The organism is Mesorhizobium sp. B2-1-1 (assembly GCF_006442975.2).
GTDB lineage: Bacteria > Pseudomonadota > Alphaproteobacteria > Rhizobiales > Rhizobiaceae > Mesorhizobium.
Genome location: NZ_CP083954.1, coordinates 1,474,603 through 1,490,386, shown reverse-complemented (window position 1 = coordinate 1,490,386; position 15,784 = coordinate 1,474,603). Strand labels below are relative to the sequence as shown.

Genomic DNA, 15,784 nt, shown 5'->3' with positions numbered 1-15,784 from the left:
TCATTCCTGCCCAAACCGCCCCTGCCGGAACCGCTTGGCAATGGCTGCAAGTCCGCGATGCAAGGAAACCCGCACCGCTGTTTCGCTGATGCCGAACTTGGCTGCCGTGTCGCCGATCGAGCGCCCCTCCACCGACACTGACGACACCACGGAGCGCTGTGCCGGCGGCAGGCCGTCGAGCGCCCGGTTGATGTCGCGTTCGCTGACGGTTTCCGTTTCCGGCTCGGCGAAGGTTTCGGCAATACCGTCGACATCGATCTCGATGCGCCGTCCGCGCCGCCGGAACGCGTCGATCAACTTGAAGCGCGCGATGGCATAGACCCAGGGCAGCACAGGTGCGTCCTGCCGCCAGGTGTGCCGTTTCACATGAATGGCCAGCAAGGTTTCCTGCACGACATCCTCGGGATCGACCCCGCCTTTGACGATCTTGCGCCTGGCAAAACCGCGAACCAGAGCGGCCGTCCGGTGCAGAAAGTCGGCATAGGCCCTTTCATCTCCCGCGATCGCGGCTCGCATCAGCCGGGAAAGCTCGGCCTCGTCCTTGCCGCTCACAAGAGTTCACTCCCCGATCTTCGCGCCTCGGCGCTGATTTGTTACGTGGCCGGCGAAATAATGTCCAAGGCAAACTACCGGCAAGTCACGAAAGATTGCGGGCGAACGCGAACTTGGGCTCGTCGACGGCGACTGTGTCCTGGACCGTCGGTCGCGCGCGGCCATCACGCGGAATTGTCCGCCTGGCATGGGCCTATGCCGCCAGCGGCCGATTGAAGCAGGCCAAAAATGTTGACTACACCTGTCATGTATCGATAGGTGCTGCGTGCCAGTTCAACGAGATCGAGGACGACGCCCATGAAATACGCTCTTTCCACCCTTGCCGGCGCCGCGGCGGTGGCGGTCAGCCTGATCGCTGGCCAGGCGATGGCTGAGGACACAGGCATCATCGTCTACAATGCCCAGCACGAGAGCCTCGCCAAGGAATGGGCCGACGGCTTCACCAAGGAAACCGGCATCAAGGTCACGCTGCGCAATGGCGGCGACAGCGATTTCTCCAACCAGATCGTTGCGGAGGGCACCGCCTCGCCCGCCGACGTGTTCCTGACCGAGAATTCGCCGGCCATGGTGCTGGTCGAGAATGCCGGCCTGTTCGCGCCGGTCGACGCCGACACACTGGCGCAGGTTCCGCAGGATTATCAGGCAGCGAGCGGCAAATGGGTCGGCGTTGCCGCCCGCAGCACCGTCTTTGCCTACAATACCACCAAGCTCAAGGCCGACCAGTTGCCCAAGTCGCTGCTCGACCTTGCCGATCCGAGCTGGAAAGGCCGCTGGGCCGCCTCGCCGTCGGGCGCCGATTTCCAGGCTATCGTCAGCGCGCTGCTGCAGCTCAAGGGCGAAGCCGCGACAGCGGACTGGCTGAAGGCGATGAAGCAGAATTTCACCGCCTATAAGGGCAACAGCACCGTGATGAAGGCGGTCAACGCCGGCGAGATCGAAGGCGGCGTGATCTATCACTACTACTACTTCGGCGATCAGGCCAAGACCGGCGAAAACAGCAAGAACGTAGCGCTGCATTATTTCAAGAACCAGGATCCGGGCGCCTTCGTCTCGACCTCCGGCGGTGGCGTGCTGGCTTCGAGCAAGCATCCCAAGGAAGCCCAGGCTTTCCTGAAGTGGGTGACCGGCAAGGGCGGCCAGGACGTGCTGAAGAACGGAACGTCCTTCGAATACGCGGTCGGCAAGGGCGCAGAGTCCAATCCGAAGCTGGTGCCGCTGGCCGACCTGCAGGCGCCGAAGATCGATGCCGCGACGCTGAACTCCAAGAAAGCCACCGACCTGATGACGGCGGCCGGCTTGCTTTAGTTGCCGTTCGTCCTAATAAGGACACCGGCCGTGCTCCCGCGGGAATTCCGCGGGAGCGTTTTGTTTTTTCGAGATGGCATTCGTCGATGACGACACGCTGTATTCCCGACCATGATCGTGGTCTTTCGATTGCCGCCGCCGGGCGGCAAGGGCGCGAAGTCTGAGCCGATGCAGTTCGCGGCCGACATTGCAAGCCCGGGCCTGCCGCCGAGGACGCGCCGCAGGGCGCGCCGGCGCGCTGCGTCATGGATCGTTGCCGCCGCTATCTTCGTTTCGCTGCTGGCCCTGCTGCCGCTTGCCTTCATCGTCTGGGTCGCCGTGCAGACCGGTTGGGAAACCGTCTCGGCGCTGGTTTTCCGGCCGCGTGTCGGCGAGCTTCTGGCCAACACCGTCCTGCTTGTCGCGCTCGCCGTGCCGATCGCCATCATCCTGTCGGTGGCGCTGGCCTGGCTGACCGAACGCAGCGACCTGCCCGGCGCCCGGCTGTGGGCCTGGCTATGCGTGGCGCCACTCGCCATTCCCGCCTTCGTGCACAGCTATGCCTGGATCACCATGGTGCCCGGGCTGCATGGCTTGTGGGCCGGCGTGCTTGTCTCTGTCATAGCGTATTTCCCGTTCCTTTATCTGCCGGTATCGGCGGCCCTGCGCCGGCTCGATCCGGCGCTCGAAGACGCCGCGGCCGCACTCGGCCTTGGTCCCTGGCGTGTGTTCTGGCGCGTCGTGCTGCCGCAGCTCAGGCTTGCCATCTGTGGCGGCGCATTGCTGGTCGGCCTGCACCTGTTGGCCGAATACGGCCTTTACGTCTTCATCCGCTTCGACACCTTCACCACGGCGATCGTCGACCAGTTCCAATCGACCTTCAACGGGCCGGCCGCGAATATGCTGGCCGGCGTGCTGGTGAGCTGCTGCTTCGTGCTGCTCGGGCTGGAGGTGCTGGTGCGCGGGGAAGAGCGCTATGCCCGCGTCGGTTCGGGCGCCGCGCGCCACCAACAGCGCGCGCCGCTCGGCCGGGCGACCGTGCCTTGCCTGCTGCTGCTTGCCGCCACCACGCTTCTGGCGCTCGGCGTACCGTTCGTCACCATCGGACGCTGGCTTGCCGCCGGCGGCGCCGAGGTCTGGCGGCTCGACGAGATCGGCCTGGCGCTCGGCCAGACGTTGTTCCTGGCGCTCGCCGGCGCGCTGCTCGCCACCGTCGCCGCCATGCCGATGGCCTGGATCTCGATCCGCGCGCCGGGGCCTCTGCAGCGCTTGCTGGAGGGCTGCAACTACATCGTCGGATCGCTGCCCGGGGTCGTGATCGCACTGGCGCTGGTCACCATCACCGTGCGCATCGCCCTGCCGCTCTATCAGACCCTGTTCACCATCCTGGTTGCCTATGCCTTGATGTTCCTGCCCCGCGCCCTGATCAGCCTGCGGGCGTCGATCGCGCAGGCGCCGGTCGAGCTCGAGCGCGCCGCGTCCAGCCTCGGGCGGTCGCCGCTCCATGCATTGTGGTCGACGACGATCCGCCTGTCGGCGCCGGGTGCCGCCGCCGGCATGGCGCTGGTGGCGCTCGGCATCATGAACGAGCTGACCGCGACCCAGATGCTGGCGCCGAACGGCACCCGCACGCTCGCGATGGCATTCTGGTCCTACAGCGGCGAGATCGACTACGCTTCGGCAGCACCTTACGCCTTCATCATGGTGGCGATGTCGCTGCCCCTGACCTGGCTGCTCTATGTCCAGTCAAAACGGATGGCAGGACGATGAGCTTTCTCGAACTCAGGGGCTTGCACAAGCATTACGGCCCGGTCGCGGCGCTTGCCGGCATCGATCTCGACGTCGCCGGCGGCAGCCGCACGGCCATCGTCGGGCCGTCCGGCTGCGGCAAGACCACCTTGCTGCGGCTGATCGCCGGTTTCGAGGCGCCCGACCAGGGCAGCATTGTGCTTGACGGAAAGATGCTGGCCGACAGCGGCGGCGCCGTTCCGGCGCACCGCCGCGGTATCGGCCTGGTTGCACAGGACGGCGCCCTGTTTCCGCACCTGACGATTGGCGACAATATCGGTTTCGGGATGGACCGCAGGCTGGACAAACGCTCCGAACGCATCGTCGAACTGGCCTATATAGTAGGGCTGGACAAGGCGATCCTGAAGCGCCGCCCGCACGAACTCTCCGGCGGTCAGCAGCAACGCGTGGCGCTCGCCCGCGCCATGGCGATGAAGCCGCGGCTGATGCTGCTCGACGAACCGTTCTCGGCGCTCGACACCGGCCTGCGCGCCTCCATGCGCAAGGCCGTGGCGGAACTGCTCGAAGCCGCCGGCATCACCACCATCCTGGTGACGCACGATCAGGCCGAGGCGTTGTCCTTCGCCAGCCAGGTCGCGGTGATGCGCGAGGGCCGGTTCTCGCAGGTCGGCACGCCGCGCGAACTTTATCTCAAGCCGAAGGACAGGATGATTGCCGAGTTCCTTGGCGACGCCATCATCCTGCCGGCGAAGATAGCGGGCGGTTTCGCCACGTCGCCGCTTGGCCGCATCGCCGTCGATACGTCGGACAGCCGCGATGTCGCCCGCATCATGTTGCGGCCGGAGCAGATCGGACTGAAGCGGACATCGCGCGAGGGCATGTCGGGCACGCCGGACATGCTTTTTGGCGAGGTAACGGAATCCGAATTCGCCGGCTCGACCTGCACGGTCGCGGTGCGGTTGCTCAACAGCCCCGACCCGCCGGACGCCGCCGCCATCGGCAGCACGCCGCTGATCCTGCGCAAGTCCGGCATGGACGCGCCGGCGGTCGGTGAGATCGTCCGGCTCACCGTGTCGGGACAGGCGCATGTATTCGCCTGACCGGCCGACGGTTCGCGGCTCGCTGATCAGCATGCAAGATTGGCGTCAGTCGACCCTCTTTGCAGCCTGATCGAACCAGTGAAGTTTCTCGGCCTTGGCCACGACGCGCAACTGGTCGCCGGGCTTGGCTGTTGCGCGCGCGGCCACACGCACGACGATGCGGTCGCCTCCTGCCGCACAGTGAAGAAAGCTGTCCGCTCCCACCGGCTCGACCGCCTCCACCATTGTCGGCAGCACGAGCGCGCCGGACGGTGCCTCGGCCGCGAAAGTGACATCGGCATCCTCGGGGCGGAAGCCAAGCGTGACGGCATTCGCAGGCGCAAAGTCGCTCGTCTTGCTGCCGGTCAGCGCCGGACCCGAAAGGGACAGAAGATTCATCGGCGGTGCGCCGATGAAAGAGGCGACGAACGTCGAGGCCGGCTTTTCGTAAATGTCGAGTGGCGCGCCCGCCTGCTCGACCAATCCGCCATTCATGACGACAAGGATGTCGGCCAACGTCATCGCTTCCAACTGGTCATGGGTGACGTAGACCGAGGTGACACCGAGCGAGCGCTGCAAGTTCTTGATTTCGACCCGCATCTGGCCGCGCAGCTTGGCATCGAGATTGGAGAGTGGCTCGTCGAACAGGAAGACTTTCGGATTGCGCACGATGGCGCGGCCCATGGCGACGCGCTGGCGTTGACCGCCTGAAAGCTCGCGCGGGCGCCGGTCAAGCAGCGCTGAAAGCTCCAGCACCTTGGCGGTCGAACGAACCCTGCTGTCGATCTCGTCCTTGGGCGTACCGCGATTGCGTAGCCCGTAAGCCATGTTGTCGTAGACTTTCATATGCGGATAGAGCGCATAGTTTTGGAACACCATGGCGATGTCGCGCTCGGTCGGGCCGATCGTGTTGACGATCTTGCCGTCGATAGCGACCGTGCCGGAAGAAATGGTCTCCAGCCCGGCGATCATCCTCAAAAGCGTGGACTTGCCGCAGCCGGACGGCCCGACCAGCACACAGAGTTCTTTGTCGGGAATGGCAATGGAGACGCCCTTCACGGCTTCGACGCCGCCGGCATATACTTTCTTCACGTCCCTCAGATCGACCGTCGCCATCGGCTTCTCACTTTTCGGTGTCGACCAGTCCGCGCACGAACCAGCGCTGCATCAGCACCACAACCAGGATTGGCGGCAAGATTGCCAGGATCGCCGTGACCATGACCAAATGCCATTGGGTGTCGGCATCGGCGAAGGAGACCATCTTCTTCAGTGCGATGACGATGGTGTTCATATCGTTGCTGTTGGTGACCAGCAGCGGCCACAGATACTGCGTCCAGCCGTAGATGAAAAGAATGACGAACAGCGCCGCGATATTGGTGCGCGACAATGGCAACAGGATATCGAAAAAGAACCGCCATGGACCGGCGCCGTCGACGCGCGCCGCCTCGACCAACTCGCCCGGGATGGTCATGAAGAACTGGCGGAACAACAACGTTGCGGTGGCCGAGGCGATCAGCGGGATGATCAGTCCGGCATAAGTGTCGATCATACCGAGGTCGACCATTACCTTGTAGGTCGGCAGGATGCGCACCTCGACGGGAAGCATCAGGGTGATGAAGATCAGCCAGAAGAAAGTCATGCGCAGCGGAAAACGGAAGAAGACGATCGCATAGGCCGACAGGATCGAGATGAATATCTTTCCGACCGCGACGCCGAGCGCCATGATCGTGGAGTTGAGGAGCAGCCTGCCGACGCCGAGCCCGCCGATGCGGCCGACGCCGCCGAACAGCGCCTCGCCGTAATTGTTCCAGAACTCGCTGCCCGGCCGGAAAGGCAGTGGCGGCCTAAGGATGGTTTGCAGCGTCTGCGTCGAGGCAACGAAAGTGTAGTAGATCGGAAAGGCCACGATCAGTATGCCGAGGATGAGCACGGCATGTGCAAGGAAAATGCGAAACGGGGATTGACCGATCATCGCGCTCCTCAGCCGTAATGAACCTTCCGTTCCACGTAGCGGAACTGGATGGCGGTGAGCGCGATGACGATGACCATCAGGATGACCGACTGCGCCGCCGAATCGCCGAGGATCAGATTGACGAAGCCGTCATTGTAGACCTTGTAGACCAGTGTCTCGGTGGCCTTGCCCGGCCCACCGCCGGTGACGGCGTGGACGATGCCGAACGTGTCGAACAGCGCATAGACGGTATTGACGACCAAAAGGAAAAACGTCGTCGGCGCCAAAAGCGGGAAGACGATGGTCCAGAAGCGCTTGGTTTCGCCGGCGCCGTCGATCGCCGCCGCCTCGATCAGCGTTTTCGGCACCGCCTGCAGCCCGGCGACGAAGAACAGGAAATTGTAGCTGATCTGCTTCCAGGCGGCCGCCGCCACCAGAAGGATCATGGCGTCGGTGCCGTTGAGCAGCGGATCCCAGGCGACGCCCAAACGTCTCAGCAGATAAGACAGCGAGCCGATCGATGGATTGAACAGGAACAGCCACAGCATGCCTGCAATCGCCGGCGCCACCGCGTAGGGCCAGATCATCAGCGTGCGGTAGAGGCCTTTGCCGCGCACCACCTTTTCCGCCATCACGGCAAGGAGCAGCGCCACGCCCATGGCAACGATCACGGTCGCGAGCGAAAACACCACTGTGACCTTGATCGAGTTGAGATAGGCCGGGTCGGCAAGCACCTTGCGGAAATTGGCAAACCAGACGAACCTGCTCCTCAGCCCGAACGGGTCCTGCCTCAGCATCGACTGGTAGAGCGCCTGCCCGGCCGGCCAGTAGAAGAACACCAGCGTGATGGCAAGTTGCGGCGCCACCAGGAGGTATGGCAAGACTTTGTTGGGAAAGACGACGCGCGGGGTCAATGCGCCGCTCCGGCGTGGAAAGCCGAGCGGCACTCTACGGCGCTCACCGCTGCCCTGCCGGGCATCTCCCCCTCTTGGAGGAAGATTGGCAGTTCCTGCGGCAGCTGCCATTCTCCAGCTTTGACAATTGCCGAAAACGGTCGCGACAGCCAGTCTCCCCCCTCCAGGGGGAGATGCCCGGCAGGGCGGAGGGGGGTCTCGTAGAGCAAGGACTATAACTCGATGGCTCGACGCGCCCTAATTCCCCAGCGCTTCCTTGATCGCCGCGTTGCCACGCGTGACCGCATTGTCGAGCGCCTGCTGGGCGGTTTCCTGGCCGGCAAGCATCTTTTCGAACTCCTCGTTCTGGATGTCGCGCACCTGCGGCAGGTTCGGCAACCGCACGCCCTTCGAATTGTCGGTCGGCGCCTTGCCCGTCATCTGCAGGATCGGCGTCTCGCGACCGGGATTCTTGTCGTAGAAGCCGGACTTTTTCGTCGCCTCATAGGCGGCGAGCGTCACCGGCAGGTATCCCGATTTCTGGTGCAGATATTCCTGCACATCGGTCTTGGACAGATAGGCGAAGAAAGCCGCGACGCCTTTGTACTCCTCGTCGGACTTGCCGCCGAAGACCCAAAGGCTGGCACCGCCCGGCGTCGTGTTCTGCGGCGCGCCCTTGGCGTCGCTGTCATAGGGCAACTGGCCAATGCCGTAGTTCATGCCCGACTTGACGATGTCGCCTAGGCCGCCCGAGGATTCGGTGAAGATGCCGCATTCGCCGGCGAGGAATATCTGCTTGGCTTCGGAGGTGCGCCCGCCATATTTGAAGGTGCCGTCCTTGGCCAGATCGGCGAGCGCCTGGAAATGTTTGACGAAGATCGGCGAGTTGATCTTGAGTTCGACATCACCGCCGGCCAGGCCATTCTGCTGCGTGGCCCACGGCACATCGTTCCACGCCGCGAAGTTTTCCAGGTGTATCCAGGTCAGCCAGGTCGAGGTGTAGCCGCAAGCGGCGGCGCCGCTCGCCTTGATCTTTTTGGCATCCTCCCACACCTCGTTCCAGGTCTTGGGTGGGTTGTTCACATCGAGCCCCGCCTTCTGGAAGATGTCCTTGTTGTAGTAGAGGATCGGCGAGGAGGAGTTGTAGGGGAAGGACAGCATGGTGCCGTCCGGCGTCGAATAATAACCGACGATGCCTGGCAGATACTGGCTCTTGTCAAAGTTCATCCCGGCGCCGGTCAGCACCTCGGCCACTGGCTTGATCGCGTCCCGGGCCGCCATCATCACGCCGGTGCCGACATCGAACACCTGGATGATGTCAGGCGACTGGCCGGCGCGATAGGCGGCGATGCCGGCATTCAGCGTTTCGGGATAGGTGCCCTTGAAAACCGGAACAATCTGGTAGTCGCCCTGGCTGGCGTTGAAATCCTTGGAAATCTTGTCGACGACCTCTGCGTTGGCGCCGGTCATGGCGTGCCACCAGCTGATCTGCGTAACGGCGAAGGCGGAGGTTGTGGAAAGCAGGGTCACGGCGACACCGGCCGCGAAGCCAAAGAACTTCATGTTTCGTCTCCCGTTCTCATTGCTTGTCATTGGCGAAAGGGGCACTCCCGCAATGGCACTATGTGTCGTTCGCGCGCAGCGGACAACGGTTTTGTTGCGGGCAGGCGCACTTCATGTCCGGCTAAAGTAGCGTTCACTTCCGGATGAAAGTGACCCGGAAAAGGATTGCATAGCGGCTTGCTGCTTGAATTGATGTACCAGGGACCTGTCTCGAGACGGTCAGCGACCTCACCGACGGACGGCGTCTAACAGCACATGACAACACTGACATGACAACGCTGAAAAAGGCGTCGGTTTAATGCTCGGTCGATGCGTGGAAATTCCCGTCCCGCGCTCAGCCTGACGGATTTGACATCGGCCAATCAGTCTGCTGGCCGGGAATGGGTCTGCCGCCGCTCAGTTCTGCTGCCGCTCGGTTCCAGAAGCGCGCGGCAAGTAGAGATGCAGGCTTGTTCCCTGACCGATTTCGCTATCGATTCGGACATGCCCACCGGATTGCTTGATGAAGCCGTAAACTTGGCTTAGCCCGAGTCCCGTACCCTGCCCTTCCGATTTTGTTGTGAAGAATGGTTCGAAAACGCGCGCCAGGGTGTCCTTGCTCATTCCACAGCCGGTATCGCGTACAGTCACGCGAACAAATGAAGCCGCCGCTGAACGCAAATCCTCCAGATCATTTGGAAAATTGCTGGTCTCAATCGTGAGAGTGCCATTGCCTTTCATTGCATCTCTGGCGTTCACGGCAAGGTTAAGAACGGCGATGTCGAGCTGGTTGGCATCGATAAGGATAGGGTCCAAGGCTGGATCCAGATTGCATTGTACCCGGATGCCGCTCCCCAACGTCCGTTCCAGCAGCGTCGTCAGCCCCTTGATACGTTCATTGAGATCAATCTGTTCCGGGACCAGGGATTGGCGTCGCGAAAAGGCAAGCAGTTGCTGTGTTAGCGCTCCTCCATTTTCGATCCGCCTGAACATCTCCTCGACCAGCAGAGCGACTTTCTCATCCGCAGGATCTTTAGCGATCTGTTTCTCCAGAAGCCGAAGGCCAGACCCGAAAACGGCGAGTAGGTTGTTGAAGTCATGGACAATGCCAGCTGCGAGGCGTCCAATGGCCTCGAGCTTTTGTGACTGGCGTGCGTTTTCTTCTCTTGATCGCTGGGCCGAGACATCGCGCAGGCTGGCAAGCAATGCGGGCCTGCTGTCCCAGGTAACCTCGACCGTACGCATTTCCACTTCTGCCGGCTTGCGGCCGGAACGGTGAACGGTGATCTCGGCGATCTCTCCGGAGACGACCGGACGGCCGAGCGGAACGTGGAGGAGTTCGTCAAGCGGCTGTCCAAAAATTACGGCTGCCGCAGGATTGGCATAGAGCACTGTTCCGTCCAAATCGACCACCAGCATCCCGTCGGCGGTATTTTCGATCAACTGGCGAAAGCTGAGCTGGCTGATGCCAGCCGGAGATGTATCTCCGGGCGATTCCAGCATTTCGGCGGCGTTTTGCGCCGTATTCAAGGCGCTCTTCATGTCGACGTGTTGTCCACGGCGGAGTCGCCGAACACATCAGGCGCGCTGTCAAAGGGCTTTCCAAGATGCATACCGCCACTGTCGATGGTGAAGCGCCGTATCTGTTTGTCGTGTTCGCTGCCGCGCATTTTCAGCACCATCATGCCGCGATGCATGAATTCTTCCTGCTGAATGTAGCGCAACAGAATGATCGAATCGGTGAGTGTGGAAATATGCTGCTCGCTAGCGCTCTGGCCTCCGACAAGCGATTTGTTGGTAGCGGTGCAAAGGCCGGCAATTTCGCGCTTCTTTATGAAGGAGGTGACGCTGATCAAGAACTCACGAAACCCGGTTTCTGGCGCGATGCGCTCCAATGCCGACAAGCTGTCGATTGCCATGCGATCGGGTTTGAACTCCGCCACCAGTTCGCGGATCATCAGAAGGTGATCCGGCAAACTCTGCGCTTCCGGATAAAGGCAGACTACCTTCAGGCGACCATCCGCCTCCATCGCTTCGAAATCGACGCCCCAGCTACGCGCGTTGCGGAAAAGCTGGCCGCGGCTCTCCTCATAGCCGACGAGCAAGGCGCGTTCGCCCGCAGCCACTCCGCCCGCTAGAAAGTTGGTGACAAGTAGAGTCTTTCCGGTGCCTGTGGCTCCACTGACAAGGGTTACGCTGTCGCGAAAGAACCCGCCGCTGCACATTTTGTCGAGTTCGGAATTACCACTGGTGACCCGTTTCGTGCTTGATTGCTGCTCCAGGCGCAACGATGACAGAGGCACAGCTACGATGCCCTGTTCGGCGACCAGCGTTATGGGCACTTCGCCCTCAACGTGACGGCTGCCGCGCATTTTCAGGACTTCTATGGTCCGCCGACGGCGCTCGCGATCAAGGGCATTGCGAAGGATCACGACATTGTCTGCGACGAACTCCTCTATTCGGTGACGGGAGATTTCACCATATTCACTGTTGCGTTCCGCGGTCATAAGGACCGTCAGCCCTTCTTTCTTCAGCGCGGTCGCAATACGTAGAAGTTCGCGGCGCACTGCCGTCTGCTCGGCCACGAAATGATCGAAAAGTTGGGTAACCGAATCGAGCACGATGCGCTTTGCCCCGGCGCTTCGGCTTGCGTGCAGAATGCGGGTCAGAAGACCGGCGAGGTCGAAATCGCCCACAACCACCTGGTCCTGATCGCGCGGGCTCGCATCGACGAAAACAAGCTTGTCCGCCGCTCGCCAGCCGCGGATGTCCCAGCCGAAGCTCGCCATGTTTACCTCGATCTCGGTTGGCGACTCCTCGAAAGTGACGAAGACACCGGCCTCATTGAGACCGGTGATGCCATGCGCCAGGAACTGCGTGGCGAATACGGTCTTGCCGCTACCGGGCGTGCCGCCCACGATGGTGGTGCGTCCGCGCGGCAAGCCACCCATCACCAAGTCGTCAAAAGCCTCGATCCCTGTATTGACGCGTTCAAGAACCGGGTCGATAGAGATCTCATCCGTCGCGGTCATGAATATCATCCTTCTTGCGAAAACCGAAATAGTCCAGAACCTGAGCGATATTGCTGATGTCGCCCACCAGACGGCGCGGGGGATCAGCGGATTCGTCGGAGAGCGTCGGCGTTGCTAGTATCCCTGCTCGCTCCGCCTCATGAGGATGTTCCAGGATATCGAAGATCTGGATTTCAATGGATGCGCTCATCTCCTCGATTATCTTCAGGCGGCTTTCCAGTGCCCGACGAGCACCGGGCGTGTCTCCGGCGATGTAGAGCCGGAGAAGGGGATGGGCCCCTGAAGCGGGCGGTTGTTCCGGGTTCATATCTCACGCTGGTTGCACGGGTTCAGTATCGACGTGCTCTACGCGACACGCCAGCAATTCAACCGCAGGGCTTTGTTGTCCGCCTTGGGCGATCTTCTAGCATTTCGCCTGGAGCCGACGCGCCACAGCTCGCGCTCGATGGGGCCTGGATCAGCACCCCTGTCACTTCTTAGACATTCGCGCTTTGCGCGTCTGCGCACTAGTGGACATTTCTCCGGTTATTGGGATATGGGCCGCAAGCGATCGTTCGGAGGAGTGTAAATGGAAGCCCGCGCCCACATAGACTCCGGCATGATCGGCAACAATCTTCTGCGGGCACTCACCGCGGCAGATTGGGCAATCCTCGAGCCTTGGCTGGATGAGTGGTCGGCCCCCACCGGAACACTGCTTTATGAACCTGGCGACACGGTTCGCCATGCATACTTCCCGAGAGGTCCCAGCCTGATTTCCTATCTCGTCGTGCTGAGCGACGGGCGTGCGATCGAGACGGCTCTGGTCGGACGAGAAGGGGCAATTGGCGGAGTTGTCAGCCAAGGCAGGCTCCCAGCTTACGCTCGCGCTGAAGTACAATTGGGAGGTTCGTTCTTCCGCATCGACCTGCTTAACCTTGAAGAGGCGAAGTCCAGGTCGTCGACGCTACGGAATCTGTTCGCGCGGTACGCGGACTGCCTGATGGCGCAGATGTTCCAGTCCGTCGCCTGCAATGCCGCGCATTCGATCGAGCAACGGACAGCGAAATGGCTGCTGGCCGCCATTGATCGGACGGGCACTCCCGATCTGGCGCTGACACAAGAACAGCTCGCCGTAATGCTCGGAGTCGGCCGGAGCTATTTGAGCCGCGTCATACGCGATCTGAAAGAACACGGTCTCATTGAGACCCATCGTGCCCGGATCGTCGTTCGCAAGGTCGACGGCCTGCGGTGGCTTGCTTGCGAGTGCAATGCGGCGGTCAGTCATCACTTCGACGAAGTATTGAAGGGCGTCTATCCCCTGCCGACCAACGGCTCGTCTGGCCGATAGCACAAACGGCTCGCCATATATGTCCTTAAGGTGAGTCCCTGGACGCCGAGGCTTGGACTACTATCTCGGCAAGCCGGCGCCGATCCAGGCATTCGACGAATTGACCGGGTCGGCTCAGGCCGACGCGGATGGGCTGGGCGGAACCGTTGCGTGGTCAGGCCGCGCTTGCGCCCAGCCTTGTCCCAGCCTCTTCAAGACCCGAGCGCGGCCTCGACAAGCCGCTTGGCGTCCGGCCCCGACCACTCGGCCGGGCCGTTCATATGGGCGATCAGGCAGCCTTCGCCGTCGATCAGCATGGTGACGGGCAGGCCGAGCGCCAGGCCGCGCGTCTTGAGCTCGTTGAACAGCGCCATCGTCGAATCCCTGTAATAGCCGAGTGCCTCGACGCCGGTGTCCTTGAGGAACTTCTTCGGCTTCACGTCGTCGCCGGCATCGACGTTGACGGCGACGACCTGGAACGCATCGCTGCCTTTCTCCTTCTGCAAGGCGTCCAGCGCCGGCATTTCGGCGCGGCATGGCGCGCACCATGTCGCCCACAGATTGAGCAGCACCGTCTTGCCGGCACGGTCGGCGATGGTCATCGGCTTGCCGTCCGGGCCGTTGAAGGCGAGGCTCTTCATCGATTGCGGCGGATCGGCTGGCAAGAGCGCCGCGACCTCGCCGGTGGCGGCTGCGGCGATCTTCTTGGCGCGTTCGCTCTTGGCGGCGCAGGCGACATCGTCCTTGCTGTCGCCGACGGCGACTTGCGACGCGGCGTTGTTGCCAGACCGGCTCTCGCTGACATATACCGCGACCGCGCCGGCCAGCGCTCCCGCCACCAGGGCGGCGAGGATCAGGCGCGGGGCCGGGAAAAATCTGTTTCCGTCTGCCATTTTCTCAAAACTGCTCCGAGCACGGGTTTTATAGCCATGAGCGACAAGAAGACCAGCAACCAGATGTGGGGCGGACGATTTGCCTCGGGTCCGGCCGCGATCATGGAAGCGATCAACGCGTCGATCTCGTTCGACCGCAAACTCTATGCGCAGGACATCAGAGGTTCGATCGCCCATAGCGCGATGCTGGCGCAAACGGGCATTATTTCGGTGGCCGATCAAGAGAAAATCGCTCACGGCCTGAACACGATCCTGAAAGAGATCGAGGCGGGCACGTTTGAATTCTCGACAAGGCTGGAAGACATCCACATGAACGTCGAGGCCCGCCTCGCCGAGCTGGTCGGTCCGGCCGCCGGCCGGCTGCACACGGCCCGCTCTCGCAACGACCAGGTTGCAGTGGACCTCCGGCTCTGGGTCAAGGACGAGTGCTTTCGCGTCGCCGAGGCCTTGAAGGGCCTGGTCGGTGCGTTGCTGGAGCGGGCCGAGCAGCATGCCGCGACGGTGATGCCGGGCTTCACTCATATGCAGGCGGCGCAGCCGGTGACATTCGGCCACCACTGCATGGCCTATGTCGAGATGTTTTCGCGCGACCTGTCGCGGGTGCGCGACGCCATCGAACGCATGGACGAAAGCCCGCTGGGTGCGGCCGCCCTTGCCGGCACCAGCTTTCCGATCGACCGCCACCGGACCGCCACGGCGCTCGGCTTCCGCGAGCCGATGCGCAATTCTTTGGACAGCGTCTCGGACCGCGATTTCGCGCTGGAATTCCTGGGACTGGCGGCCATATGCGCCACGCATCTGTCGCGGCTGGCGGAAGAAATCATCATCTGGTCAACGCCGCAATTCGGCTTCATCAGGCTGTCGGACAGCTTCTCCACCGGCTCCTCGATCATGCCGCAGAAGAAGAACCCCGACGCCGCCGAACTGGTGCGCGGCAAGACCGGGCGCGTCACCGGCCATCTGGTCGGCCTGCTGACGGTGATGAAGGGCATGCCTTTGACCTATGGCAAGGACATGCAGGAAGACAAGGAATCGGTGTTCGATGCCGCCGAGACGCTCGACCTGATGCTGGCGGCGATGACCGGCATGGTCTCCGATATGACGGTGAACGCGGCGGCGATGAAGAAGGCTGCCAGCTCCGGCCACGCAACCGCGACCGACCTTGCCGACTGGCTGGTGCGCACGCTCGGCCTGCCGTTCCGGGAAGCGCATCATGTCACGGGACGGGCGGTGGCGCTGGCCGAAGAGAAGAAGCTGAGCCTGGAGAAGCTTGCGCTGGAAGACTTGCAGTCGATCCACCCCGGCATCACGAAGGACATCTTTTCGGTGCTGGCCGTGCAGAACTCGGTGAAGAGCCGCACCTCCTTCGGCGGCACCGCACCGTCGGAAGTCAGGAAGCAGATCCGCTACTGGAAAAAGCGGCTGGCCAAGGCGTGATGCCGGACATTGCGGCCAGCCATATCCCGGATATTGCAACCGCCAATATCCAGGATATTGCAACGG

At 62.2% G+C, this 15,784-nt stretch carries 14 protein-coding genes; 5 read left to right on the top strand and 9 right to left on the bottom strand.

The window, feature by feature from the left end; translation table 11 throughout:
• Nucleotides 1–552, bottom strand: coding sequence for a sigma-70 family RNA polymerase sigma factor (locus FJ972_RS07255; protein ID WP_140525438.1), 552 nt, complete (start codon nucleotides 550–552; stop codon nucleotides 1–3).
• Nucleotides 553–849: 297 nt separating this feature from the next.
• Here FJ972_RS07255 and FJ972_RS07250 point away from each other — a divergent pair, with 297 nt between their 5' ends.
• The 3 genes from FJ972_RS07250 to FJ972_RS07240 all read left to right on the top strand — a co-directional run bounded on the left by FJ972_RS07250 (nucleotide 850) and on the right by FJ972_RS07240 (nucleotide 4,685).
• The gene (locus FJ972_RS07250) at nucleotides 850–1,857 is read left to right on the top strand and encodes an iron ABC transporter substrate-binding protein (protein WP_140525437.1); all 1,008 of its coding nucleotides are present in this window, start codon (nucleotides 850–852) and stop codon (nucleotides 1,855–1,857) included.
• Between the two features lie 168 nt (nucleotides 1,858–2,025).
• On the top strand, nucleotides 2,026–3,606 hold the full coding sequence (locus FJ972_RS07245) for an ABC transporter permease (RefSeq protein WP_181165391.1): 1,581 nt from the start codon (nucleotides 2,026–2,028) through the stop codon (nucleotides 3,604–3,606).
• Entirely contained in the window at nucleotides 3,603–4,685 is a 1,083-nt protein-coding gene (locus tag FJ972_RS07240) for an ABC transporter ATP-binding protein (protein WP_140525436.1), read from the top strand. Before FJ972_RS07245 ends, FJ972_RS07240 begins: the two co-directional genes overlap by 4 nt.
• 45 nt (nucleotides 4,686–4,730) lie before the next feature.
• Here the strand turns inward: FJ972_RS07240 and FJ972_RS07235 are convergent, their stop codons facing one another.
• From FJ972_RS07235 to FJ972_RS07205, 7 genes are all read right to left on the bottom strand, one after another.
• Complete coding sequence (locus FJ972_RS07235; RefSeq protein WP_140500808.1) at nucleotides 4,731–5,780, bottom strand: sn-glycerol-3-phosphate import ATP-binding protein UgpC; 1,050 nt, start codon at nucleotides 5,778–5,780, stop codon at nucleotides 4,731–4,733.
• 7 nt (nucleotides 5,781–5,787) lie between these two features.
• Entirely contained in the window at nucleotides 5,788–6,636 is an 849-nt protein-coding gene (gene ugpE / locus FJ972_RS07230) for a sn-glycerol-3-phosphate ABC transporter permease UgpE (protein ID WP_140500807.1), read from the bottom strand.
• An 8-nt stretch (nucleotides 6,637–6,644) separates the two neighbouring features.
• The gene (gene ugpA, locus FJ972_RS07225) at nucleotides 6,645–7,529 is read right to left on the bottom strand and encodes a sn-glycerol-3-phosphate ABC transporter permease UgpA (RefSeq protein WP_140513871.1); all 885 of its coding nucleotides are present in this window, start codon (nucleotides 7,527–7,529) and stop codon (nucleotides 6,645–6,647) included.
• 237 nt (nucleotides 7,530–7,766) lie between these two features.
• A complete protein-coding gene (ugpB, locus tag FJ972_RS07220; protein ID WP_140500805.1) occupies nucleotides 7,767–9,071 on the bottom strand; it encodes a sn-glycerol-3-phosphate ABC transporter substrate-binding protein UgpB in 1,305 nt (434 codons plus the stop codon).
• A gap of 396 nt (nucleotides 9,072–9,467) precedes the next feature.
• Nucleotides 9,468–10,592, bottom strand: a complete 1,125-nt coding sequence (locus tag FJ972_RS07215; protein WP_140525435.1) for a two-component system sensor histidine kinase NtrB — start codon at nucleotides 10,590–10,592, stop codon at nucleotides 9,468–9,470.
• Complete coding sequence (kaiC, locus tag FJ972_RS07210; protein WP_140500803.1) at nucleotides 10,589–12,082, bottom strand: circadian clock protein KaiC; 1,494 nt, start codon at nucleotides 12,080–12,082, stop codon at nucleotides 10,589–10,591. Before kaiC ends, FJ972_RS07215 begins: the two co-directional genes overlap by 4 nt.
• Nucleotides 12,066–12,389: a circadian clock KaiB family protein gene (locus FJ972_RS07205; protein WP_140500802.1), complete on the bottom strand. Its 324-nt coding sequence runs from the start codon at nucleotides 12,387–12,389 to the stop codon at nucleotides 12,066–12,068. Before FJ972_RS07205 ends, kaiC begins: the two co-directional genes overlap by 17 nt.
• A 261-nt stretch (nucleotides 12,390–12,650) precedes the next feature.
• Here FJ972_RS07205 and FJ972_RS07200 point away from each other — a divergent pair, with 261 nt between their 5' ends.
• Entirely contained in the window at nucleotides 12,651–13,409 is a 759-nt protein-coding gene (locus tag FJ972_RS07200) for a Crp/Fnr family transcriptional regulator (RefSeq protein ID WP_140513873.1), read from the top strand.
• 191 nt (nucleotides 13,410–13,600) lie between these two features.
• Here the strand turns inward: FJ972_RS07200 and tlpA are convergent, their stop codons facing one another.
• Entirely contained in the window at nucleotides 13,601–14,281 is a 681-nt protein-coding gene (tlpA, locus tag FJ972_RS07195; RefSeq protein WP_140525434.1) for a thiol:disulfide interchange protein TlpA, read from the bottom strand.
• A gap of 36 nt (nucleotides 14,282–14,317) precedes the next feature.
• Between tlpA and argH the strand changes: the two genes are divergently transcribed.
• Nucleotides 14,318–15,718 carry an argininosuccinate lyase gene (gene argH / locus FJ972_RS07190; protein ID WP_140525433.1) on the top strand — a complete coding sequence of 467 codons (1,401 nt, stop codon included), beginning with the start codon at nucleotides 14,318–14,320 and terminating at the stop codon, nucleotides 15,716–15,718.
• The last annotated feature ends 66 nt before the right edge of the window (nucleotides 15,719–15,784 follow it).

Coding starts and splice junctions, on each gene's coding strand:
- FJ972_RS07250 (WP_140525437.1), top strand. CDS start 850: ATGAAATACGCTCTTTCCACCCTTGCCGGCGCCGCGGCGGTGGCGGTC.
- FJ972_RS07245 (WP_181165391.1), top strand. CDS start 2,026: ATGCAGTTCGCGGCCGACATTGCAAGCCCGGGCCTGCCGCCGAGGACG.
- FJ972_RS07240 (WP_140525436.1), top strand. CDS start 3,603: ATGAGCTTTCTCGAACTCAGGGGCTTGCACAAGCATTACGGCCCGGTC.
- FJ972_RS07235 (WP_140500808.1), bottom strand. CDS start 5,780: ATGGCGACGGTCGATCTGAGGGACGTGAAGAAAGTATATGCCGGCGGC.
- ugpE (WP_140500807.1), bottom strand. CDS start 6,636: ATGATCGGTCAATCCCCGTTTCGCATTTTCCTTGCACATGCCGTGCTC.
- ugpB (WP_140500805.1), bottom strand. CDS start 9,071: ATGAAGTTCTTTGGCTTCGCGGCCGGTGTCGCCGTGACCCTGCTTTCC.
- FJ972_RS07215 (WP_140525435.1), bottom strand. CDS start 10,592: ATGAAGAGCGCCTTGAATACGGCGCAAAACGCCGCCGAAATGCTGGAA.
- kaiC (WP_140500803.1), bottom strand. CDS start 12,082: ATGACCGCGACGGATGAGATCTCTATCGACCCGGTTCTTGAACGCGTC.
- FJ972_RS07205 (WP_140500802.1), bottom strand. CDS start 12,389: ATGAACCCGGAACAACCGCCCGCTTCAGGGGCCCATCCCCTTCTCCGG.
- FJ972_RS07200 (WP_140513873.1), top strand. CDS start 12,651: ATGGAAGCCCGCGCCCACATAGACTCCGGCATGATCGGCAACAATCTT.
- tlpA (WP_140525434.1), bottom strand. CDS start 14,281: ATGGCAGACGGAAACAGATTTTTCCCGGCCCCGCGCCTGATCCTCGCC.
- argH (WP_140525433.1), top strand. CDS start 14,318: ATGAGCGACAAGAAGACCAGCAACCAGATGTGGGGCGGACGATTTGCC.